The 22409-nt window shown below is 40.3% G+C and carries 19 protein-coding genes; 10 read left to right on the forward strand and 9 right to left on the reverse strand.

Features of this window, described 5'->3' with window-relative positions; all coding sequences use genetic code 11:
• Window positions 1-117: 117 nt before the first annotated feature.
• The 5 genes from EHQ64_RS02450 to EHQ64_RS02470 form a co-directional block, all read right to left on the reverse strand.
• Window positions 118-579, reverse strand: coding sequence for a hypothetical protein (locus EHQ64_RS02450; RefSeq protein ID WP_135647924.1), 462 nt, complete (start codon window positions 577-579; stop codon window positions 118-120).
• Window positions 579-1496: a PdxA family dehydrogenase gene (locus tag EHQ64_RS02455; protein WP_135647925.1), complete on the reverse strand. Its 918-nt coding sequence runs from the start codon at window positions 1494-1496 to the stop codon at window positions 579-581. Before EHQ64_RS02455 ends, EHQ64_RS02450 begins: the two co-directional genes overlap by 1 nt.
• An 80-nt stretch (window positions 1497-1576) precedes the next feature.
• Window positions 1577-2020, reverse strand: coding sequence for a bactofilin family protein (locus EHQ64_RS02460; protein ID WP_008592184.1), 444 nt, complete (start codon window positions 2018-2020; stop codon window positions 1577-1579).
• 155 nt (window positions 2021-2175) lie between these two features.
• The gene (locus EHQ64_RS02465) at window positions 2176-2637 is read right to left on the reverse strand and encodes a GNAT family N-acetyltransferase (RefSeq protein ID WP_135647926.1); all 462 of its coding nucleotides are present in this window, start codon (window positions 2635-2637) and stop codon (window positions 2176-2178) included.
• An 84-nt stretch (window positions 2638-2721) separates the two neighbouring features.
• Entirely contained in the window at window positions 2722-3492 is a 771-nt protein-coding gene (locus EHQ64_RS02470) for a hypothetical protein (protein WP_135647927.1), read from the reverse strand.
• A gap of 413 nt (window positions 3493-3905) precedes the next feature.
• Here EHQ64_RS02470 and EHQ64_RS02475 point away from each other — a divergent pair, with 413 nt between their 5' ends.
• The 3 genes from EHQ64_RS02475 (at window position 3906) to EHQ64_RS02485 (ending at window position 8331) form a co-directional block, all read left to right on the forward strand.
• Entirely contained in the window at window positions 3906-5186 is a 1281-nt protein-coding gene (locus EHQ64_RS02475; RefSeq protein ID WP_210410803.1) for an NHL repeat-containing protein, read from the forward strand.
• A 161-nt stretch (window positions 5187-5347) separates the two neighbouring features.
• Window positions 5348-6703, forward strand: coding sequence for an NHL repeat-containing protein (locus tag EHQ64_RS02480; RefSeq protein ID WP_210410804.1), 1356 nt, complete (start codon window positions 5348-5350; stop codon window positions 6701-6703).
• A 257-nt stretch (window positions 6704-6960) separates the two neighbouring features.
• Window positions 6961-8331 carry an SBBP repeat-containing protein gene (locus tag EHQ64_RS02485; RefSeq protein ID WP_135647930.1) on the forward strand — a complete coding sequence of 457 codons (1371 nt, stop codon included), beginning with the start codon at window positions 6961-6963 and terminating at the stop codon, window positions 8329-8331.
• Here the strand turns inward: EHQ64_RS02485 and EHQ64_RS02490 are convergent.
• Entirely contained in the window at window positions 8328-9608 is a 1281-nt protein-coding gene (locus EHQ64_RS02490) for a hypothetical protein (protein ID WP_135647931.1), read from the reverse strand. The two genes, EHQ64_RS02485 and EHQ64_RS02490, sit on opposite strands and share 4 nt — an antisense overlap.
• Window positions 9609-9665: 57 nt before the next feature.
• Between EHQ64_RS02490 and EHQ64_RS02495 the strand changes: the two genes are divergently transcribed.
• The 7 genes from EHQ64_RS02495 to EHQ64_RS02525 all read left to right on the forward strand — a co-directional run bounded on the left by EHQ64_RS02495 (window position 9666) and on the right by EHQ64_RS02525 (window position 18127).
• A complete protein-coding gene (locus EHQ64_RS02495; protein ID WP_135647932.1) occupies window positions 9666-11921 on the forward strand; it encodes a transglycosylase SLT domain-containing protein in 2256 nt (751 codons plus the stop codon).
• A gap of 153 nt (window positions 11922-12074) precedes the next feature.
• The gene (locus EHQ64_RS02500; protein ID WP_135647933.1) at window positions 12075-13361 is read left to right on the forward strand and encodes a citrate synthase; all 1287 of its coding nucleotides are present in this window, start codon (window positions 12075-12077) and stop codon (window positions 13359-13361) included.
• A 214-nt stretch (window positions 13362-13575) separates the two neighbouring features.
• Entirely contained in the window at window positions 13576-14841 is a 1266-nt protein-coding gene (locus EHQ64_RS02505) for a class I SAM-dependent rRNA methyltransferase (protein ID WP_246048525.1), read from the forward strand.
• Window positions 14842-14874: 33 nt separating this feature from the next.
• The gene (locus EHQ64_RS02510; protein WP_246048526.1) at window positions 14875-15789 is read left to right on the forward strand and encodes a class I SAM-dependent methyltransferase; all 915 of its coding nucleotides are present in this window, start codon (window positions 14875-14877) and stop codon (window positions 15787-15789) included.
• Window positions 15786-16589 (forward strand): TrmH family RNA methyltransferase, encoded by an 804-nt coding sequence (locus tag EHQ64_RS02515; RefSeq protein WP_135647934.1) that lies wholly within the window; start codon window positions 15786-15788, stop codon window positions 16587-16589. Before EHQ64_RS02510 ends, EHQ64_RS02515 begins: the two co-directional genes overlap by 4 nt.
• Window positions 16586-17701, forward strand: coding sequence for a glycosyl transferase (locus EHQ64_RS02520; protein ID WP_135647935.1), 1116 nt, complete (start codon window positions 16586-16588; stop codon window positions 17699-17701). The genes EHQ64_RS02515 and EHQ64_RS02520 overlap by 4 nt, the downstream gene beginning before the upstream one ends.
• A 48-nt stretch (window positions 17702-17749) precedes the next feature.
• Complete coding sequence (locus tag EHQ64_RS02525; protein WP_135647936.1) at window positions 17750-18127, forward strand: nuclear transport factor 2-like protein; 378 nt, start codon at window positions 17750-17752, stop codon at window positions 18125-18127.
• 135 nt (window positions 18128-18262) lie between these two features.
• Here the strand turns inward: EHQ64_RS02525 and mdoH are convergent, their stop codons facing one another.
• The 3 genes from mdoH to EHQ64_RS02540 are packed head-to-tail and all read right to left on the reverse strand — an operon-like array spanning window position 18263 to window position 22393.
• Complete coding sequence (gene mdoH, locus EHQ64_RS02530; RefSeq protein WP_135647937.1) at window positions 18263-20437, reverse strand: glucans biosynthesis glucosyltransferase MdoH; 2175 nt, start codon at window positions 20435-20437, stop codon at window positions 18263-18265.
• Complete coding sequence (locus EHQ64_RS02535; protein WP_135647938.1) at window positions 20434-20844, reverse strand: hypothetical protein; 411 nt, start codon at window positions 20842-20844, stop codon at window positions 20434-20436. The genes mdoH and EHQ64_RS02535 overlap by 4 nt, the downstream gene beginning before the upstream one ends.
• On the reverse strand, window positions 20831-22393 hold the full coding sequence (locus EHQ64_RS02540) for an OpgD/OpgG family glucan biosynthesis protein (RefSeq protein ID WP_246048528.1): 1563 nt from the start codon (window positions 22391-22393) through the stop codon (window positions 20831-20833). The genes EHQ64_RS02535 and EHQ64_RS02540 overlap by 14 nt, the downstream gene beginning before the upstream one ends.
• Window positions 22394-22409: the final 16 nt, after the last annotated feature.

The raw sequence follows: 22409 nt of genomic DNA on the forward strand, positions 1-22409 counted from the left end.
TGTGATTTAGTCTCAATCAGTAATTTACTGATTAGCAGCGGCAACACGATCTATACACAGTATTATATATTTTATACTGATAAAGCTCGCAGCCCTCTCTATAAAAAACCTAAAGCCTTACTTAGTAGGAACGATCGTGATCCAATCTACAAACTTGGTCTTAAAAAATTCATCGATAGGCCCTGTGAATTGATGATAGGCTAGAAAGAAAATCCAGTATGCCAATGTAGCTGCAACCAGGGTTTTAGCAGTCATATTCGCAAGAGTAGAAGATGCAGAATAATACATCCGGATCACTGCGATCGGCCAAAGGAATAGTAGGAAAAAGTAAAATGCTCTCGGGATCCCGTACAACCAGCTTAAGATCTCGGAAGGATAAGATTTAGATAACCTTTCGTAGGCTTCTTTCAATTCCGGAAAAAATTGGAAGAAGTAAAACACAAATATGAAGAATGTCGCGATTTTCCAGATGATCTCTATATCGTTACGAATTAAAACTAATGTTAATCCTACAAACCAGATCAGAAAAATCGGAAATACGATCTGTTGCAGTAAAGTACCTGATTGGGCAAGAACCATTAATGAGATCTCCTAAGATCATTTTCGGCAGAAACCGGTCTGGAAACCCACTCTAAACATTGTAGAAAACTTTCCGGATCCGCTTTTCTTTGGCCTGCAATATCAAAAGCCGTTCCATGATCCGGAGAAACCCGAATAAAATCCAGGCCTAAGGTAAGATTTACTCCGAATTTACCCTCCCACATCTTGAAAGGTATCAAACCTTGGTCATGATAGCAGGCTAAAAACAATGAAAACTTGGATCTTGCAGTCTCACTGAATGCCCCATCTGCAGAGATCGGATCCGTTACTTCCAAACCGGATTTTCTCATCTTTGTAATGATCGGCATCAGGATCTTTTTCTCCTCGTCTCCAACCTTCCCTCCTTCTCCCGCGTGAGGATTCAAACCTAAAAATGCGATCTTACCTTTGGGAGAGATAGGCGCAGAACGGATCGCAGAAATTAGACTAGGTAAATGGATCTTTTTCAAGTAGAAAGAAACCTTCTTCAGAGGGACATGAGTGGTCAAAGGAAGAACATTCAGTTCCTTTCCAGCCATGAGCATATAGGTTTGCCTTTTATAACTTTCTGCGAGATACTCTGTATGACCTCTGAATTTTTTGATACCGGATTGGATCACCCATTCCTTACTTAAAGGAAGTGTAATCAGGTTCCCTCCGATCTTCTTTTGGATCTTAACTCCTTCTTGCAAACTAGAGAAAGCCGCTTTTCCCGAACTCTCACTTGGTTTGCCTATTTGCAAAAAGTTTACTTCAGAAGATTTTAATAATCCAGTTCTCCAAACATAAAGGCCTGGCGAAGAAATCTGGTAAGGATCGCTGATCTCTTTCCAATCAGGATATTCTAAATTAGGATGGGAACTGATAAGTAGGATTATTTTTTCCCGAGAGAATGATTGCAATTTCTCCCGGGACATTTGGAGGATTTCCGGCCCGATTCCACAAGGATCTCCTTCTGTAATGAGAATGGGAACCAAGGCCTAAGTCTTTTGGAAGATTAAGCTTCCTTAGCTGCGGTTTGTTTACCGAAAAGTCTTTCTAAGGTCAAAGAGTCCTTAGCGTATTCTAATTCGATATGATCCTTATTGGAATGTTTTAGATCACTGGAAATGATACAACGTCCTTCCAGAACAACCCCGTTTTGAATGATCAACTCAGGCGTGCGGATATCTCCCAAAATTCTGGAAGTTGGAAGAAGCATCACTCTGTTACGAGCAGTGATATTTCCGATCACGATCCCTTCTATGATAACGCTCGCTGCGGTGATATTAGTGCGGACCTTACCGGATGCTCCGATATACAATTGCTCCGCCTGTAGTGATTTTCCTTCGAACTTTCCATCGATCTTTAAGGATCCATTGATGAAAAATTTTCCGTTAAAGTAGGAATTTTCACCGATTGTGGAGTTTGTAACTTCGGAAGAATTCTTAACAAGTGCCATGAATATAAAATCCTATTTGCGAAAGCCCGCAGGTAATGGGTTTATACACTAAATAAACCGAGCCCACCCCTGGGAAAAGGAATTTTTTAAGGAAGCGGCTATTTTTACGGTTTCTGTCTCTTTTCTCCCCAAAAACGACCAAGGGTAGAAAAAGATCAAAGATCCAGACTCATTCGGATCATATCCCTGCACAAAATACCGTTTTCGTAGATCGGTTCCGGATAATTTTTCGTAAAAAAATCGAAATCGATCCCTGTAATTCTAAAACCGCATTTTTGGTATAGACTCAGCTGTCCAATCCCTGCATTCCCCGTCCCGATTTCCAGGCTATGTATTCCGTTCTCTTTGGCCTGAGAGATCGCGTGGAGCACCAATTTTTTTCCGAACCCTTTTCCTTGCTCGGTTTCTTTTACAGCAACATTGATGATCTCATATGTACCGGGTCTAGTTTTAAGAAGTACATACACTCCTAAAACTTCCGATTTTTCGGATTCCAGAATATAACATTCCGCCCTGTCCCAATATGCTCTCACGATCGATTCATTCGGATCTGCAAGTAAAAGAAGATCCATTGGAGGAGTTTCGTTTGAAGAAAGTTTTCTAATCTTTGGGTCCATGTATTTGTTTAGAAAATTCGCGTACACCCGCGAAAAATATCGATAGATAGTTAGAGTTTTTCCAGAAACGAAAAAATTTCGGATCTAGTGTTTGATATTTGGAACGTTGATCCTGTCCAAAACTTCGCCGGTAAATTCCCTGAATTCTTCCAAAGCGTCCGGAATAGATTTACCTTCCAGCTCTGTCGCTTTTTCAAAACGAGAGTTGAATGCGATATTGTCCTCAATGTTCATGATCACTCCTCCTCCCGCTTTATATTCACCTAAAACTTTTGCGAGGAATTCGTTGAACTTTTGGAACATCTCGAATGCTTCCGCGATAAAGATCCGAGTTTGTTTATTCTTCATCCTGCTAAGCTGCTCTCTGAAGTCTTGTTTTTCGGCTGCCTGGTATTCTTCGATCGTTTCGGTGAGAACTTTGATGTTCCTACGGATATTCTCCATATGTTTTACCACGCCGTCCTTCTCATTCCCATGAGAGAAGTCGAAACGTATATGTGTTTCGTTTAGGATCGGAAGATATTCTCTGTCCAAAACATTGATCCAGGTACCGATCTGATTCACTTCCGTATCGTTTGAGTTCGGAGAAATTTTCATGATCGGATATTTTGCAAGAATGCGCCCCGCTGCGTCCGGATTTTCTCGGAACATTCGGATCTGTTCTGCTGCTGTCTCCAAATTATCAGGGATCCCTTCCGGGGAAATCTCTCTCATACGATTCCTATATTTTTCCAAATCCCTAGAAACCCTGTATTTCTGTTCGTCATTTTTGGAGAGTCTTTGGATTTTCTCCAATTGTTGGATCATCTTCTGATGCCTTTGGAGTTCTAGGATTTGCTCTTGGGTGATCGCCATGGGTCTAGGACAAATTTTAGAAGGAGTACAATCTTAAGGCAAGGAAATTCCGGCTATTTCCAGGCAAAATTCCCCCTCCTTTAAAGTTGCCCAGATTTGGTTTTAAGCTAAACAAACCTACAATCCTTACAGTAAAGGCCTATTCTATCGGCAATAAAAGTTTTTCCATACTTTATGTTTTTATAATATATTACAGATTATCCGAATGTATCAAAAATCATTTCCATTGAAATTCATATCCCAATCGGAATATTCTCGCTACGCGTCACCCCCGGCTTCCATCCTCAAAGTCATTCATTTTTCATATAAGCTGTCATAATTTACTTTAATTCCAGACGGGGTTAGAAATTGAATAAGAATAGAACTACATGTATCCGAATCGGCCCCTACGCTTTCTTCCTTTTCTGCTATGTTTGCAGCTATTCAATTGCGAGCTAACTGGCGGAGGTCCGGCTGTCCCATTTTTTCCTCTTTTGGCACTAGTCCAAGTCCCGGAAGGTTTCGACCAACCCTATGAATTATTTTCAATTGGAAATATCAATACAGAGCCTTCTAAGTTTTATTTTGATCATTCTAATTCCAATCTTTATGTAGTTGGAATGAGTTCAGAAAATCTTGGCGGGGGCAATAATTCCTCTCGTATGAATCCTTTCTTAGCCAAATACAAATCTTCCAGCAATAGTTTAGAATGGGTGAAGTTCCTAAGTGTATCCACTACAAGCAGTGGAGAAGAGGTATTCAGTGTTGTTACCGATTCTTCCGGAAATATTTATGTTACCGGAAAAGCGAGTTTTGGAAATAACCCAGGCTGCTCCGGCTTTTGCATATTCCTTTATAAATACAATCCTTCCGGAACAAGAGTTTGGTCAAAGATCTTAAGTTCGTTCGGACAAGTTCCTAGTTTGGCAATTGATCAGGATAATAATATTTATATATCTTATTCTTCTGATGAATATGATGGAGTAGATTTCGGCATAGGTGTAGACAAAATTATCATCTTAAAATATGATACGAATGGAAATGTAACCAAATCATTGGTGACCGATTGTAAAACCGATTTTTCTTATCCTACCTTTTTATCCGTAAATTCTTCGGGCGATGTATTTCTTTTGGGAACGATGGAAGTAAATTCATTAACCAGCAGCATATTCGTAGCTAAATACGATTCTGGTCTCAACCAACTCTGGCTTAATGTTATCCAACAAGCAAATGACACACCACAATTGGCATTAACGGATCTAGCATCAGACTCTTCGGGAAATGTTTATGCTTTAGGGAACTCTATAGGAGACGGTCAGATTACCGGGCAAAATACCGTTTCTGGAACGGATGCATTTACGATCAAATTAGATCCTCTAGGAAACAAAATTTGGACGAAGGTTTTAGGTGGATCATTTGGAACTTCTACTTATTCATCTGAATTAACGATTGGTCCCGACGGACTATTATATGTTTTAGGTACAACAAATGGGAATTTAGGAAAACTAGTATCTAATGGGAATACTTCTTCTTTTCTCTTAAGTTATCGTTCTAACGGAAAGACTGGGCCGTATCTATTATCTGGAAACGAAAGTATAGATAGTGAGGCAAAGGCAATCATATACAAAGGGCCTAGTTCTATACAATTCTTATCTCAAATCCAGACAAGCGGTGGATCAAGGTTCGGTAAAATTTACACCGTAACAAAACATTGACACAATCATATCCCACAGAAGATATACATCATATTTAAATAATATACTTATTTCAAAATAAACCGAAATCCCTTGTCTCACTTATCAACTAAATCGCTATATAAAATAGAATGAAAAATATAAAATCAACATCCATTAGTGTTTTATTAACAATATTACTATTGCCATCTTGCTCCGATTCTTCTTCCTCACAAGGTTTAGGATTGGCGTTACCATTTCTGTCCGGAAATTCGAGTGAAAGCGGAAATAATTCCGGTGGAGGAGACGGAGGTGGCGGCAGTAGCGGTCCGGAAGAATGTTTAAACCAAACTGCAGCCGATCCGATCGGAACGGATGACACCGACCCAGAGTCGATTTTTAAAGATCATTCCGGGAACATATATCTTGCAGGTCAATCGACCAATGACCTGGGTGGAAACTCAGTTAATTCTTACAAAAACGCATTTGTGATCAAATATAGATCGGGCGATCTTTGCAAGGAATGGATCACAGTTTTAGATGATCCATCCGGGAATGGAGGATCCGTAAACAATGTCTTAGCTGATCTTAATGGAAATATTTACGTACTAGGATTGTCTTTCGGGGCCGTAAAGGGAGTTAGTTGCAGCGGCTATCCATGTACATTTTTATCTAAACTAAATTCCAGTAACGGCTCCGTATTATGGACCAAGATGTTTCCTGAGATATTTTCTAAATCAAAGATCGCTCTCGATCCTTCCGGCAATATTTATTGGGTAGGATCAATCGGTGGAACATTCAATGGTCAACCAGCTTCCGGCTTAAATGACGCATTCATTCAAAAAATCGAACCGAACGGAGATCTAAGTAGCGTTGTTCGTTTAGGAAATGCGGGAACTGCTACGATTCCTTATGCAGTAGCAATCGATTCTGATGGAAATATTATTTTAGCGGGACAAGCGGGCTACGCCTTAGGGGAAGAAACTTCTTCCGTTTCCAATAATATGTATGTTGCGAAATTCGATTCGAGCCTTGCTCTCCAATGGGTACGTTTATCAAATTTCACAAATTACTTTGGACAAGTAGGAACTTTAAACGTAAGAGGCGCCACAACGGATGCTTCCGGAAATATCTATGTTCTTGGTGACTCTAGCATAGACGGTTCTATTGACGGACAAACCAGCCAAGGGGACGGGAATATATTTACGATGAAGTATAATTCTTCCGGGACCAAACAATGGACAAGACTCTTAGGTGGATTACCAGGAACACCTTATGCAGCCTCCGAAGGGATCACAATGGGCCCGTCCGGCAATATCTATATAGTAGGAAGAACCTCGGCATATTCTTTCGATTCCGTTCTTAAAATAGGAAATGCAGATGTATTCGCTACTATTTATCAGCCAAACGGTACGAAAGTTTCTACGAATCGTTTTGGGACGAGCGGAACTACCTACTTCCCGATCGGTGTTACTTATGGAGGAAGCGGAGGGGTCTATTTCGGGACCGTAATTTCAAATGCTTCTTATGACAGTAAAGGACAGATACTCTCATTTTAAATATTAACTTTTTCTTTTATACCGGTCCAGGAGCAAATCAGATCCTGGGAGCTTATGGACCGGAAATTTTAACGAAGTAACGAATACTCAAAACACCTTAATCAACATTGAGAACACAGGACCCAACCTCATCCCATATGGGATACACGAGACTCCCAGTCTTAGAACCTATTTTATGAGAAACGTTATACATCTATTCAAATAAAATTTGTAGATCCCTGTCTTACTTTCAAAATCCTTGAATAAAAAATATAAACATGAACAGTCCTAAAACATTATTCTCTATTTTCGTAATATCAAGTTTTCTTATTTCTTGTGATCCTTCTGGAGGAACAAACCCTCTATCTCTACTACCACTATTATCCCAACCTCAAAACAATGGAAATTCGGATGATGGGAATTTGCACGAGTCCGAATGTATGTACAATTACAATAATATAGGCAGAAAGGATACGACTACAACCGCCATTTTCAAAGACTCTCAAGGGGCTATTTACGTAGCGGGAAATACCACGGAAAATTTGGGAGGGAAAAACCCACAAAAAACCCAAACTCCTTACGTCTTAAAATTTCCAAGCATCAGTAGTTGTAGGGAATGGGTCCAAACTTTTACAGATACAATGCTTTACGGTCAAATCACTGGAGGAGCTATCGATTCAAATGCGAATATTTACATTATTGGAAGTTCAGGAAGTGGGACCTTCGGAGTAAATACATGTAGTAACACCGGGTTCTGTAATTTCCTCATAAAATTAGATAAAGATGGGAATATCTTATGGTCAAAGTTATTAAACAGTACCTTATTTGCCGGTTCCAATAAAATCGCTTTAGATCCTTCCGGCAATGTTTATACGATCGGTTCTACAAGTTCTGCAGTGAATGGCCAGAACCCAAGCGGAACCTGGGACGCCTTCGTATTAAAACTGGATACAGATGGAAATCTAATCTCATCTCTACTTTTAGGAGCGGCCAATAAATATACATACGGTGAAACAATTTCAATAGATCCGAGCGGAAATATCTATTTTACAGGAAGAACCAATGGCTCCTTAGGAGGACAAACTCCAGGTGGGAACGGAACAACTGTATATCTAGCTAAATATAATTCCAATCTATCTCAAGAATGGGTGCGTTATGTTGGTGTAGGTGTAAACGGCAATAGTTACAAATCCACTGGGACAACATTTGATCCAAGTGGAAATATATACTTAGGCGGAAGTTTTAACGGCACCGGCTATGTAGAAGGCAACCAATATTTAGGTTATAATAATTCCCTAATATACAAATTCAATTCTTCTGGAACCAAACAATGGTATCACGTAATTGGATATTCAGGAGGAAGCACAGATCAAGTCGCAATCTCCTATGCTTCCTTTAATCGGGTCATGGTTTTCGGAACTGCCATCGGGACCGTTAATAATATAAGTACTAACGGATATCTAATTCCATTTCGAGGTTTTTACGAACTGAACGGCACTTTCGTGGGCATGGATCTTTTTGGCCCGCCAGAAACGGGTCGGACTGCAACTTCCGTATATTATTCCGGTGCAGATCAAATGTACTACTCCTATAATAATACGAATTATCCATCCGTAGGAACACAGGGAGGATTTACCTCGGGGCCTTAACTTTTTCTTTTATACCGGTCCAAGACCAGTCTGAGAAAATCGGATTGTGGGAACTTATGAACCAAAGATTCCATCAACTGGACTCCTTCTTCCGCAGGACCGGTTTCCAAAAGAGAGATCGCTTTCAAGTAGATCATTTCAGGAGAATATTGAAATCTTCCTGTTAAAGGTAATCTTTCTCTGAAAGTCTCAAATTTTTTATCCTTAAACTCTTGGACTGCGATCGCTCTTTGTGTCAGATAAGATCCTGGAGTTTGAGCTCTAACAGAGATCATATCCGAATCCAACTCTCCAGCTAATGTAGAATTCCAAAGAACTAAAAGTTCGAAGGGCCTAAGAGTGTAGGACATCCCCTGCTCTTTCAAGATCTTATAACGATCGAATAAGGAATCATCTCCACCCTCTTGGATAGAATCTCTCAAAGTTTCTTTTAACTCTTCTCTTCCGTTTTTCTTTTTTTCCTCTGCAATCCATTCGAAGACCACGTCTCTTGGTTTGCATTTTTTGATCAGGAAGAAACGATCTAAGATTGTATGCCTAAGAGAATATTGTTCTAAGAAGAAGTCAGCTTCCGTTCTGGAAAATTCTTCTATTTTTCTAGAGAGGATCGCATCTAAAACTTTTACGTTTCTAAGTCCTTCCAATTTATCTTTGAAATAATGATACGCGAGACCAAGCAAATCGGGCTCTTGGGAAGAAATGACTAGATCGAATAATTCATTCTGTTCTTCCTGACTTAGGCCGGCAGTTTTGTGAATGTATGCGAGTCTTTCTTTTCTTTCTAGACCTTCTTTAAGGAAAATATCCGACTCTGAGATTTGTCCGATAAAATATAATAAACGTCTTCCTTCTTTTGCTTCTTTTAGATCTTCTCCGAAAGAATACAATAATTCCTGATATTCTCGGACCCTATCCTCACAAAGAAGGAAAGCTGAACATAAAAAGAAAAGTTCGGGATCCCAAACCAGATTCCCTTTCAATTCATCCAATAGTTCCTGAAAAAATAACCGAAGAAGTTTCTCTTCTCTCTCAGTAATTCCGTCTTCTCTGATCCAATCAAATCTAGGAGAATGGAACACGAATCTTCCGTACAAGTCCGCTCGGAAACATTGAAATGGCCTAAGATGAGTTAAAATACTTCCGCTATAATGATCCAGGATCTTGGTTTTTAGCCTTAGCACTTCCGTGTCCGGTTTTCGATCCTGTTTTTTGACCTCAAAGTCCGGATGCCTTAAAGTTATTTCAGGCCATTCTGTTTCAGATACCGATATATGCATAAAGACTCCTTTTTGGAGTTGAACCCTTTTTAAGGTGGATTAAGTGAGAAGAATCGCATGAAAAAAACGATTCTGGGGTTACTCCCTTTTCTAGTTGTCGGCAGTCTTTTCGCTGATGAAGACCTAAAATATCTGGTGAAATCCTATAGTTTGGAAAAAATACGTAGGATTTTCAGGGAGAGATCCCCTTCCAAAGAATCCGAAGTATTTGCCCTAGTCCGTTTTCATGAAACGCATCCGGACGGAGACGAGGGAAATAAATTCAGATATCTTGTATCCCTTTTGAAAGGAAGATTGGTGGTCGGGGTAACGAAAGAAGAACTTTTAGGAATAATCAAAAGCCCTCTCCCACCTTTAAACGCAGTTACCAAAACAAGTTTTTGGAAATTGTATGAAGAAATGGTAAAACGAAAAAGTTTATCCTCCTCCGAACTCATCTCCTATCTAAAAAAACTTCCCCCTGACTACGATCCTGTCTATAAAAATGTGATCACAGAGATCCTGAGGATCCATTACGAAAGCGGAGAATTTAAGGAAGCAAAAGAATACGCGGAAAGTTTTTCCGAAAAAGATAGAAAAGAATATTTTGGAGCGATGGCATATTATAGATACGCCAAGGCCTTATATAAGTTTGGAGAGACCCAAAAAGGAGAAGCACTTCTTTACGCTTTGGCGGATGACCCGAATGTTCCTTCTTACGTAAAAAAAGACATATATACAGACTTGAGGACTTGGAAGGGAGAAAATTTCTACCAACATATTTCTTTGGATAAGGCGGTTCTATTCATTCCATTCATGGATATTGGAGACAAAAAATCTTTTATTTCATCCCACCAATATTTCGGTTCGGTCATTTTCGAAAGGCCTGAGAGTTGGAAGGCAGCTTGTAGAGGTTTAGTCCAATATTATCCGGAGAGACTTTCTTCCTTATTCTCCAGACATAAAAGTTTTGCGGAATATTTTCCAGAGTTCACAGCTGCGATGTCTGTGGAGCTTTCTAATCAGAATTTGGCGAAAGCTGGTTTAGATCTATTAGAAAAAACAAATCTTTCTTCTTCCGAATCCGTGGAATATGCATATGCAAGGGCCTATAAAAGATTAGGAGAAAGGGATAAGTATTTCAACGGTCTACTTTCCTCTTTAGAAAAAAATCCTTATAACCTAATCCGACAAGACGAACTCATCGATCTTTTGATTGGGGATCATTCTCATTTTTTAGAAGAGAACTATTGGAAAGAGGCGCTGAAACGAATTCCGAATCTACCAGTAAAAGGAAGATTGGTCTATTGGTATCTTAGAAGTCTAAAATCAAAAGGAAAACAGGAAGAACTGATCTCCTGGCTAAAATCCTATTATAGATCCATTCCAGGTTCCTACTATACGAGGGTAATACGGGAAGAATTCGCAAATGAGATCTCTTCCATCCAAAAACCGGAGAGCCCTTTAAGAAATAAGGATACTCTTTACGAATATTTATCCCTTACTGCAGGAGACCCGAAATATTCTGACAAGATCATAGGGAGGGACCTGGAATTTGCGTATTTTCCGGATTCTTTCTCTTTGGATATCCGAATAGACTCCGCTCATAGTAAGATCAGAAGTAATCATCTATTACAAAATGCTAAAGAATATCTGGAGATCGGGGAAATGTCTCATGCGAATTCCCTGGTTGATAAATTCGCACAACAAAGCGGAACTTCGGAAGAAGAAAAAGACGAAATACTCGCGGCCTTAGGCGAAGTTACAGGAAACCAATATCTTACAGTATTCCATACAAGAAATCTAATGAAAAGAAGAAGGATACCTGACGATGTGATCCTTCTTCCTTCTAAACTTGCATCCAGGATTTATCCGAGACCTCATAGAGATCATGTGGCAAGATATTCCCAATCTTTCGGGATCGACGAAGACATAGTATATGCCGTAATGAGGCAGGAATCCTTTTTTAAAGAAAATGCGGTATCTTCTTCCAATGCAAGAGGGCTCATGCAGATTATGGGACCTACGGGAAAAGGGTTAGCTCAGGGGCTGGGACTTGGACCTTATTCTCTTTTTGATCCGGAAATTTCTATACAAATGGGTGCAAAATTCCTAAAATACCTTCTTTCTTCCAACGAAAACGATTTGAAATGGGCCTCGATCGCTTATAACGGAGGTCCGGGAAATCTCAGAAAATGGAAACGGAACCATTATCACGGAGATTTTAATCATTTTTTAGAGGAACTCCCACTAAAAGAACCGCGTGATTATTGCAGGATCGTAACGTCGAACTATTATAATTACCAAAGTTTAAGGCAGTACAAAAACCGCTGAGCCAGCGAAACGGATTCTTTTTTTTGGATTGTCTAGAATTTCCAATTCATGGAATAGTTCTAGGGACCGGGGCGGGATTCTAATTTCGTCTCGCTGCCCCGAGGTCTACCTGAACCAGTTCTTTAAATATCATTCAACTAACAGGAGTAAAAAATGGCAAACACCGCAATTTTAAAAATCGACGGTAAAGAATACGAACTACCGATCATTGTCGGAACCGAAAACGAAAAGGCCATAGACATCTCCAAACTCAGACAACAAACAGGATACATCACTTTAGATAACGGTTACTTAAATACCGGAGCATGTACGAGTGCTGTGACTTTCCTGGACGGAGAGCTTGGAATTTTAAGATATCGTGGAATTCCGATCGAACAACTCGCGGAAAAATCTAGCTTCACTGAAGTAGCTTATCTTCTGATCTACGGACGTTTACCTTCCGAAAAGGAACTCCAAGATTGGGACAAAGAACTTACGATGCATACCCTCATTCATGAGGATCTAAAACGCCTTTATAATGGATTCCCTAAAGACGGTCACCCTATGGCGATCATGTCTACTATGATCGGTTCCCTATCCACTTATTATCAGGATTCTTATGATCCTGAAAATGCGGAACATAGACATATTTCTATGATCCGTCTTCTGGCGAAATTCCCCACAATCGCGGCATTCGCTTACAAAAAATCTTTGGGGCAACCTACGATCCATCCTCTGAATCATTTGGATTATTGTAGTAACTTTTTAAACATGATGTTCTCCGTTCCAAGCGAGGAATATTATGTGGATCCTGAAATCGTAAAAGCATTGAACCTTCTGCTTATCCTACACGCGGATCACGAACAGAACTGCTCCACTTCTACTGTTCGTTTGGTAGGATCTTCACTCGCGAACTTATACGGTGCGATCTCTGCTGGGATCTGTGCTCTTTGGGGACCTCGCCACGGTGGAGCAAACCAAGAAGTATTAGAAATGCTTTTGGAGATCAAAGCTTCCGGTCTTCCTGTGAAAAAGATCGTAGAAAAAGCAAAAGATAAAAACGACGCATTCCGTCTTTCCGGATTCGGACATAGAGTTTATAAAAACTTCGACCCACGCGCTAAGATCATCAAAAAAGCTTGTGACGCGGTTCTTTCTAGACTAGGAGTAAACGATCCTCTATTAGATATTGCTAAAGAACTGGAAGAAGCGGCTCTGAATGATTCTTACTTCGTAGAAAGAAAACTTTATCCGAACGTTGACTTCTATAGCGGTATCATCTACCGCGCGCTTGGAATTCCTGTGAACATGTTCACAGTAATGTTCGCAATGGGACGTCTTCCTGGCTGGATCGCTCAATGGAAAGAAATGATAGAATCTCCCGACATGAAAATCGGAAGACCTCGTCAGATCTACACCGGAGCGACTGACACTAAATACGACGACGCTAAGAAAAAATAAGATTTTTCAAATCCGATTTTTTGAAAAGGACAGGGTTTTATCTCTGTCCTTTTTTTATTTAGAAATTCTCACGCAGAGACGCGAAAACGCAAAGGGATTTAGATTATAAGGATCGGCCTTATTCTCTTTACTGCTTAGCGTGAGATCGTTTAATGAATTGAAATCCAATCTATTTATCATACATTGACCTGAATCACTCTAAGTCGAAATCAAAGTGGCTTCCGTCGAAATTCCGAATCGTTTCCGTAGATATCAATTAAATAAAACCACCGAGGCAGTCCTTCGCTCGGGACATCCTTGGATCTTAAACGGAAAATTATCTTCGGCAATTTCCGCATTTAAAGACGGAGATTGGGTAAAACTTGTATCCGGCGCAAATGAAACTTTAGGATTCGGAATCTATTCTTCTACCGGACTTGTGGGAATCCGGATCATACAGAGAGGAAAAGATTTTTCACTTACTGAATTAAAAAAAACGATCTCGAATGCATTCGATCTTAGAAAACCTCTCTTAAAAAATACGGACGCATATCGACTCTTACATGGAGAGAATGATCTTATTCCGGGAATCACTGTGGATAGATACGGGAAAACTTGGGTGGTCCAAACTTATTCCAAGTCTCTTCGTAAATTTACAAGATTAGTCATTCGAATTCTTTATTCTATCGTTTCTCCCCTTCCGGAACAGATCGTCTGGATCTCCCCTCAAAGGATCGGATCGGAAGATTCCGCTCCTTTACGATTTATTCGAGGAAAAAAAGAAATCCCTTATGAAGAGAATATCTTTTTAGATCGGGTCCGATGGAAGACACAAATCCCCGGACAGAAAGGAGGCTTCTTCTTAGATGTAAGGAACTTAAGGCTTCATATATTAAAAAAAAATGAATTAGCAGGCGGAAGGGATTGTCTGCACCTATTCTCTCATACCGGCCTCACATCAGTTTGTATAGAAGCCGCTGGAGCAAAATCGATTACTTCTGTGGACGGTGCAAAGGAAGCCTTGGAGGAATTTTCATCCAGGATAGACGCTCCGGACGAAAAATTGAACTTTGAAGAAAAGAACAGGATCTTTACCAAAGGAAAACATCATCTGATCAGAGCAGACTTGTTTAAAGAATGGGATTTTTTAGGAGAAAAAAAGTTTTCCCTGATCGTTTTAGACCCACCCAATCTAACTCCGAATCAGGCATCCGTTCCTGCAGGTAAAAAAGCTTATCGCAGTCTAATTAGTAAGGCAATTTCTTTTTTAGAACCTGGAGGGGACCTGATCCTATTATCCTGTTCCGGAAGAATCCTCGAACCCGAATTCGAAAAGATTGGCAGAGAAACCCTGGAATCCAAAGGATGGAAGTATAAGGATCTTTTGAAATTAAAGCCTGAACCGGATCATCCTACACGTAAGGAATTTCCGGAAGGTAAATATTTCAAGGTGCATATCTATCGAGAAATGTATCCGAAAGATCCCGAACCTAAAACTTAAGTTGTCTTTGGATCAAAGATCCGGGAGCCTTCTATGGAACTTAAGGTTTTAGAAACTTCTTCGAAATATATGAGTAAAAATAAAAATACCTACCAGCTGATCGATTCCGGAAATTTTAAAAAACTGGAACAAGTGGGTCCTTTCAAAGTAATTCGCCCTTCTCCTGTAGCAGCTTGGCCTCCCACACAAATCTCTCTTTGGAAAGACGCAGACGGCGAGTACCATCGTAGCGATAAGGGAGGTGGAAATTGGAATTGGAAAACAGGCGGGGCAGCAAGACCAGACTCCGAAGATGAGTTTCTGATCCAGATCCCACCTTTGACGGTAAAGGTCCGTTTTACTCCCTTCGGACATTTGGGAATATTCCCGGAACAATTAGCAAACTGGGATAGGATCCGAAATGTATCTTCTCAATTAGAAGGCCAAGGAGAAGTCCTTAACTTATTCGCTTACTCGGGACTTTCCACCTTATCCGTGCTTGCAGGAGGTTTGGATGCCTGTCATTTGGATTCCTCAAAAGGAATGGTAGAATGGGCTAGAGAGAACGCGCAAGTTTCAGGCCTCGCAGATAAAAAAGTCCGTTGGATCGTGGAAGACGTATTAAAATTCCTGAATAGAGAGATCAGAAGGAATAAAAAATATATAGGATTCATATTAGATCCTCCTACATTCGGAAGAGGAGCAAGCGGAGAAGTTTTCAAAATAGAAAAAGACCTTCCCGAAATGATGGACCTTTTGATGCAACTCTGTGATAACAAGCCCGAGTTCGTGTTTTTAACCTGCCATTCCACAGGATTTAGTCCATTGGCTCTTCGCAGGATTTTAGAAGGAAGGATCAAAACTCCAGGTCATTATTTAACCGAAGAACTTTCGATCAACGAATCCACAGGAAGATTACATCCTGCCGGTTCTAATTGTGTATTCTATTCGAACAGAGTAAAACTTTGAAGAAGAACGTTTTGGAGATAAGCAGCTTTTCAAACGAAAAGTTAAAATACATTTCCGGTTTAAAGGAGAAGAAAAACCGAGAAAAATCCAAAACTTTTTTTATAGAAGGTTACAGAGAGATCCAGAGAGCGAAAGTTTCTGGAAAAGTAAAATTCGAATACTTGCTCATTTCTCCTTCCTGCTACTTAGGAGAAAACGAAGAAGAACTCGTAGATTCCATCGATGCTAAGACAATCCTAGTACCTAAGCAGGTTTTCGAAAAAATTTCCTATAGAGATCGCCCCGACGGTTTAATTGCGACCGCCGAACTTCCGGATTTTTCTCTTTCTCCAAAGATAAAACTCAGCGGAGATCCAGTACTCGTAATCGAAGGTGTGGAAAAGCCGGGAAATCTCGGAACTATTTTGCGAACGGCAGAAGGCGCAGGATTTAATGCCGTTTTTGTCGCGGATCCAAGACTCGATCTATTCAACCCAAACGTTATTCGCTCTTCTACCGGAACCTTATTCACCTTGGATGTTTTCCAGTCCGACATCCAGGAATTATATCCTGTTTTAAAAAAATCTGGCTATAGGACCATCGCGGTCACTCCGGAAGCAAAATCCTTACATTGGGACGGAAATCTGAAAGGGAAAATTGCACTTGTATTCGGAAGCGAACAATACGGTTTGAGTTCCTACGCTCGATCCCAAAGCGACGAATATATTTCTCTTCCTATGAAAGGTGTTGCGGATAGTTTAAATCTTGCGATGTCTGCAGGGATCCTAATGTACGAAGTCCTTCGACAAAACCGTAAATGAAAAAAGTAAAGATCTCCGCATTCGTTAGCGGCCATGGTTTCGGACATATCAGCCGTTCCTTAGAAGCAATCACCAAACTTTTATACCAAAATCCTGAATGGTCTGCGACCATACATTCTCCTAGAGGAGAAGAATTTGCCTCTTCTTTAGATATGAACGGGATCTGGGGAACCGTAAAAACTAAAGTTCAATTCAGAAAAACCAAAACTGACGTAGGAATCGTTCAAAAAGATTCGCTCGGAATGGATTTGGATTCTACCGAGAAAGAGATCATAGAATTTAAAAAGAAAGTCACAGATCTATTTGGATCCGAATGCGATTTTATTAAAAAGGAAAAACCGGATCTAATCTGGTCGGACTCAGGTTCCTTGCCATTCCAAATATCCTCGGACCTAAAGATCCCTTCCCTATTTTTGGGAAATTTCACCTGGGATTATATATATTCCCATTATGATTCCTTAATATTTCAGGAATATTCAAAAGAATTAAAAAAAGAATACTCACTCTGCGATTTAGGACTTATTCTTCCTCTTTCTTGCCCAGTGACATCTATTTTAAAAAAGAAAGAGATCGGATTACTCGGGAGAAAACCAAATTTAAGTAAAGAAGAAGCGAGAAAATATTACGGCTTCGAAGAAGGAATTGAATATTATCTTTTTTCTTTCGGAGCCTATGGGATCGATTCTTCTCAATTTGACTGGAAATATTGGGATCCTTCCAAACGAAGGATCGTGATCGGCGGGATAGAATGGAAAATTGAATCCAAGAACAATTTAGGGATTGTGACCATTCCGAACTGCCATTATCCCGATTTACTCAGTGCCTGCGATTTTGTGCTTACTAAACCGGGTTATGGGATCTTGAGCGAAGCGTATTTTGCCGAGACTCCTATTCTGTATACAGATCGCGGAAATTTTCCGGAGTATCCTTATCTAGTAGAAGCGCTAAAATCCCAATATAAATCTTCCTACATCTCTCATGAGGAATTGTTTAATTTTCAATGGACGGAAGCCTCATCTACTGCAAAATTTGCGAACCCTAAGAATGATCCTCGTTTCCAAAAAGATTCGACCCAAGACATCTTAGATTCCATTAAAGAGATTCTAAGTTAGATCAATTGATGCAAAGCTAAAACTCTAATGTAACTTTAGGAGCCCAATATGCCGAGTATAGAGACCTTAGAAAAATTTATAACTGTCGTAGAATCAAATAAACATGACGAAGCAATAGAACTATTCTATACTGAAGACTCTTCGATGCAAGAAAACCTTTCTCCTCCTAGAATTGGAAGAGATCTTCATCTTACAAACGAACGTTTAGTCTTAAGAAGGGCAAAATCTTTATCATCCAAATGTATTCGTCCGGTGTTTGTAAATGGAGATCATGTTGTGATCCGATGGGTGTTTCATTTTGATTGGAAGGATGGAACTTCCACAGACATGGAAGAATTGACATACCAATTATGGGAAGGAGAGAAGATCAAACAAGAGCAGTTCTTTTACGATCCTGCCCAAAGAATTCCAAAGACTAATTCCTAATTTAGATCCTAACTTTTTCGCAGGACGCGATCGAATATATTTTATAAGGGCAGGAAATCAATTTCGCACAGAGTTCACGGAGAATTTTGGAGAAAATTAAATCTCTGTGAGCTCTGTGTGAAAATAACTCATATCTTATTGAAACCAGGATACGATCTGCTCTTTACGAAGCCTGGTCTGGTATTCTAAAAACCTTTCCTTCCACCAAGTATGAGGTTTAGAAAGATCGGTTTCCCAAAACCAAAGATGCAAATCGTTTAATGTTCTTTTATCCCATAAGATCCGATTGATCTCTTTGGAATTTAATGAATTCGGTCCTGACTCTTTCCAATTTGAAACTAAAACATCCATATATCGTTTACGAGCATCGGATTCTTTCTTTCTGGATCTTAAACGAGAAGTATGAAAACGAAAAAGTAAAGGATCAGCTATAGATAGGAAAATTCCCTTACCTTCATCCATTCCTTCCAAAAACTCCGAGTATTCTTTCTCTAATTTTTCCGTATCGGATAGTATCGGATTGTCCTTAGTCTCTTCCGGGGTCAGAAGTAAACCTCTCTTCTTCCATACCTCTCCTTGTTTTGAAGAAGAAGTCCATACACTCCAAAAATAAGAGAGAAGCCATCCCCCAGTAATCGGAAGCAACCAATAGAATAGGACCGGATAATAAACGAATAACCAGACTGAAATTCCCGTGCCATAAAACGCCTGAGGCAATAGAGCACGAGCTGCCGCCATTCTATCAATACCGAGTGCAGGGTCTCTATTCTGAGGCCCCCATTCAATTTTACGATTCCAGAATGTTGTCCAAAGGAAACGGGTATATTGCACCATATACGCAGGAGCCAAAATCACTGATTGAATAAATTCTGCGAAGAAAGAAAATATAAACGAGAAAAAACCGATGCCACTTTCCTTTCTTCTGAAAAACAGACCGTCCAGAAAAGAAAGGATCCTAGGTAAAAATAATATTAGAATCGTATAAATTTGTAATCCGTAAAATACAGGAAGATACATACTCTCTTGGAACTGGGCCCATTCTTCCGGAATGGAAGCGAGACGATAATAATCCGTATCAGCCATTACTGTAAAACTGGTAGCGATCAAAAGTAGCGCCCAAAGAAGAGAGCTTCCGTAGGATAATATTCCCAAAAGAATATGGATCCTACTCGAGATCCTAAGACCTCCCACGAACAAAAACCAGAAATGTTGAAGATTCCCCTGGCACCAACGATTATCCCTCTTCAGACTTTCCAAAAGGTTTGGAGGACATTCTTCGTAGGAGCCTTCCAAATCATATGCAAACCAAACAGTATATCCAGCTTTTCTAATTAATGCAGCCTCTACAGTATCATGAGATAGGATCTTTCCACCGATGGCACCTTCTCCGGGTAAACCAGGAAGACCACAATGCTCCATAAAAGGTTTTAATCTTACGATCGCATTATGACCCCAGAAAGGACCCGAAAACACCTGCCAATAATAAGAGCCTGCGCCAAAGATAGGATTACCAAGCCAGGTCCCGAACTGAGCGAGTCTTTGGAATAAACTTCTACCACGAATGATCTTAGGGACTGTTTGTATGATACCTGCGTTAGGCACTGCTTCCATGAGTCGGATCAGATTCAGCATACATTCACCTGTTAAGATGCTGTCTGCGTCCAAAACGATCATGTATCTATAACGTCTTCCCCATCTTCTGCAAAAGTCGGCAATGTTCCCGGATTTTTTATTTAAGTTGATCCTTCGTTTTCTGTAATATACTCTACCTTTTGTTTCAGGTTTTCTGGAAAGTTTAGAGAACGCTTTTTCTTCCTGGAGCCATATATCCGGATCCGTAGTGTCGGATAAAAGAAAGAAGTCCAAGTTCTCTCCTAGACCGACTGAAGCCGCAGATCTCATCATAGATTCTAATCCAGCTGTGACTCTTGCTACGTCTTCACAATGGATCGGAATTACTACCGCCGTGGGAGGAAGATCTTTCGGAACAACTTTCACTCCGGAAATTAATCCTGAAATTCTTGTAGGATCTCCTCCTCTTATTCTTTGGATGGCCCCAAAAATTGCGGTAGTCGCTCCGAATGCTAATAAAGGAAATAAAAAGCAGAATAATAAAAGAGTGGCCCATTCCAGAGGGGAAATTCCGTTGATTAGAAGAAAACGATATTCTAAATAAATTCCGAATAAGGAAAGAAGTCCAAGAAGACCAACAAATCCTAATCTTCTATAAGTAAATTTTCTGGAATCGAATGCTTCTTTTAAGATCCCTTCCGGAGCAGAAAAATTAGAAGATATCGTTTCTCCGTTCATGAAAAATACCAGAATGCTAAAGATATATAAACCGCCGCCCAGAATAACGCAGTGAGTACCAATGCCACAGGTTCCGGTTTTTCTGCAGAGGGAGAGGCCAGATCCGCAAGAGGTCCAAAATCGATCGGTCTAGGGACCATTGAACCTGGCTCCAAAGAAGGAAGTCCACTTTCCCAATCTCGATCCAATTTCGCGGAAATTTCTTCTTTAAAAATTTCGAATATACTTACGTTCTGATTTTCAGCTTTCGAGAATACTTTGGAAAGGATCTTTTGGATCTCCAAACTATCTTCTATTCCCATTCCTCTTAGATAAAGCTCCAAACGATCCCACTCTTTGGAAGAATTCGGATTTTTCGGAAAACCGGCGTTTTCCAGGTCTTCCGGTTTTTTTTTAGTTCGGCTCAAGTACGAAATTCCAGGTTTCTGAAATGATTTCTTGGTTTCTGCTCAATGCGGCCTTTAGGTCTGAGGGCCTGAATTTATTTTTAGGATAAACCCCAAAGGTAAGTCTCCATACCCCAGTCTCTTCTATTTTTTGTACTGAGTATTCGGAAAGTTCCGCATTCTCTCCGGTATCTATCTTTGCTTGGATATAAGAGAAAGCATCCAAAGAACTAAGACTGGAATTTTTGAAATCCACATAGAACATCTTCAAGTCGGGATCTCCCTGAGCATCCCCGATCCGAGTCGCGACAACTTTCGCTAAACTTTCAGGTAACGGGTCGGTATCAGGCCAGCGAACAGTATAAGAAAAATCGAATGGAGTTCCTGGACCCGGGATCGGATCCGGCATCCAATACGCCCCCATATTATCATCAGAATCTTGGACGGTAGGATTTTCCAGAAGTTGAACACTCCCCTTACCGAAAGGAGTTTCCGGCTCCACCCAAGCGCTCGGCCTAAGTTGGTATTTCATTTCGCTATGCTGATAATTTTGGAATTCTCTATCTCTTTGGATCAAACCGAATCCTCTCGGATTTTCTTCCGGAAAAGAATACGTAGTGCTTCGTTTCGGATTATCGAGAGGTCTCCAGATCCATTCTCCTCTTCCAGAATGAATAAGTAAGCCGTCGGAGTCATGAGATTCCGGATAAGCCTGTCCTTTCGGAATACCTCTCGTCTCGCTATACCAATACATACTGGTCAATGGAGCGATTCCCAAACGATCCACTTTTGTTCTTAAGGTAACTTCTGCACTGACTTTTACCGCAGAAACCTTTCCGGGTGTGATCTGAAATTCATAAGCGCCTGTAGCAGTTTTCCCATCTAACAATGCATAAACGGTAATTGAAGAATCCGTTTTGTCTGGCTTAACTACATAAAATTCACGGAATGCCGGAAAATCCTCCGGATAAGGCATTCCGGTATTGACTGCAATTCCTCGAGCGGAAAGTCCATACCATTGTTTTTTGGAAATGATCCTATAATAACTTGCTCCCTGGAAGACTGCAAACTCATCCGTATGCTCCTGGGTATTGATCGGAAAATGGATCTTGAATCCCGAATAACCAAGATTAGTCGGAAGTTCTCCCACTCCTTTTAGTTTGGATAGATCGAAAGAAGAAGGATCGTATGGGATCTCTCTTGCAAAATCTCCTCTGACTTCAAACACTCTTACGTTCGTATTATACAAATGCCCCGGATGTAGGAATTGCAACTGGAAAGGGTTTCCTTCTTTTTTCCAAACCGATTTTTCAGGACGAAATACAATGTTCTTATACTGATTCCATGGTAGACCTTTCAAAAAGTCTGTAGTAGAAAGTTTAGGAGGAATGTAACGTTGTTTGGATAATGCTCTAGCTTTTAATTTGAGATCGGAGAATGAAAATTTGAAAGTGGGATAGGTATTCTGGTCGGAAACCTCTCCTTCCATCACACTTAGAAAAGGAGAAGAAGAAAAGTCGGGTTCTTCTCTATCCCGCCTCTGCTGTCGATCTGCGACGGCAAAGAGCAAGGCAGTTGCCACAAAG

The organism is Leptospira sarikeiensis, from assembly GCF_004769615.1.
Taxonomy (GTDB): domain Bacteria; phylum Spirochaetota; class Leptospiria; order Leptospirales; family Leptospiraceae; genus Leptospira_B; species Leptospira_B sarikeiensis.

What these genes read in the sequence shown, in the direction of transcription:
- EHQ64_RS02450 (WP_135647924.1), bottom strand. Translation starts at nt 579, where the DNA reads ATGGTTCTTGCCCAATCAGGTACTTTACTGCAACAGATCGTATTTCCG.
- EHQ64_RS02455 (WP_135647925.1), bottom strand. Translation starts at nt 1,496, where the DNA reads ATGTCCCGGGAGAAATTGCAATCATTCTCTCGGGAAAAAATAATCCTA.
- EHQ64_RS02460 (WP_008592184.1), bottom strand. Translation starts at nt 2,020, where the DNA reads ATGGCACTTGTTAAGAATTCTTCCGAAGTTACAAACTCCACAATCGGT.
- EHQ64_RS02465 (WP_135647926.1), bottom strand. Translation starts at nt 2,637, where the DNA reads ATGGACCCAAAGATTAGAAAACTTTCTTCAAACGAAACTCCTCCAATG.
- EHQ64_RS02470 (WP_135647927.1), bottom strand. Translation starts at nt 3,492, where the DNA reads ATGGCGATCACCCAAGAGCAAATCCTAGAACTCCAAAGGCATCAGAAG.
- EHQ64_RS02485 (WP_135647930.1), top strand. Translation starts at nt 6,961, where the DNA reads ATGAACAGTCCTAAAACATTATTCTCTATTTTCGTAATATCAAGTTTT.
- EHQ64_RS02490 (WP_135647931.1), bottom strand. Translation starts at nt 9,608, where the DNA reads ATGCATATATCGGTATCTGAAACAGAATGGCCTGAAATAACTTTAAGG.
- EHQ64_RS02495 (WP_135647932.1), top strand. Translation starts at nt 9,666, where the DNA reads ATGAAAAAAACGATTCTGGGGTTACTCCCTTTTCTAGTTGTCGGCAGT.
- EHQ64_RS02500 (WP_135647933.1), top strand. Translation starts at nt 12,075, where the DNA reads ATGGCAAACACCGCAATTTTAAAAATCGACGGTAAAGAATACGAACTA.
- EHQ64_RS02510 (WP_246048526.1), top strand. Translation starts at nt 14,875, where the DNA reads ATGGAACTTAAGGTTTTAGAAACTTCTTCGAAATATATGAGTAAAAAT.
- EHQ64_RS02520 (WP_135647935.1), top strand. Translation starts at nt 16,586, where the DNA reads ATGAAAAAAGTAAAGATCTCCGCATTCGTTAGCGGCCATGGTTTCGGA.
- EHQ64_RS02525 (WP_135647936.1), top strand. Translation starts at nt 17,750, where the DNA reads ATGCCGAGTATAGAGACCTTAGAAAAATTTATAACTGTCGTAGAATCA.
- mdoH (WP_135647937.1), bottom strand. Translation starts at nt 20,437, where the DNA reads ATGAACGGAGAAACGATATCTTCTAATTTTTCTGCTCCGGAAGGGATC.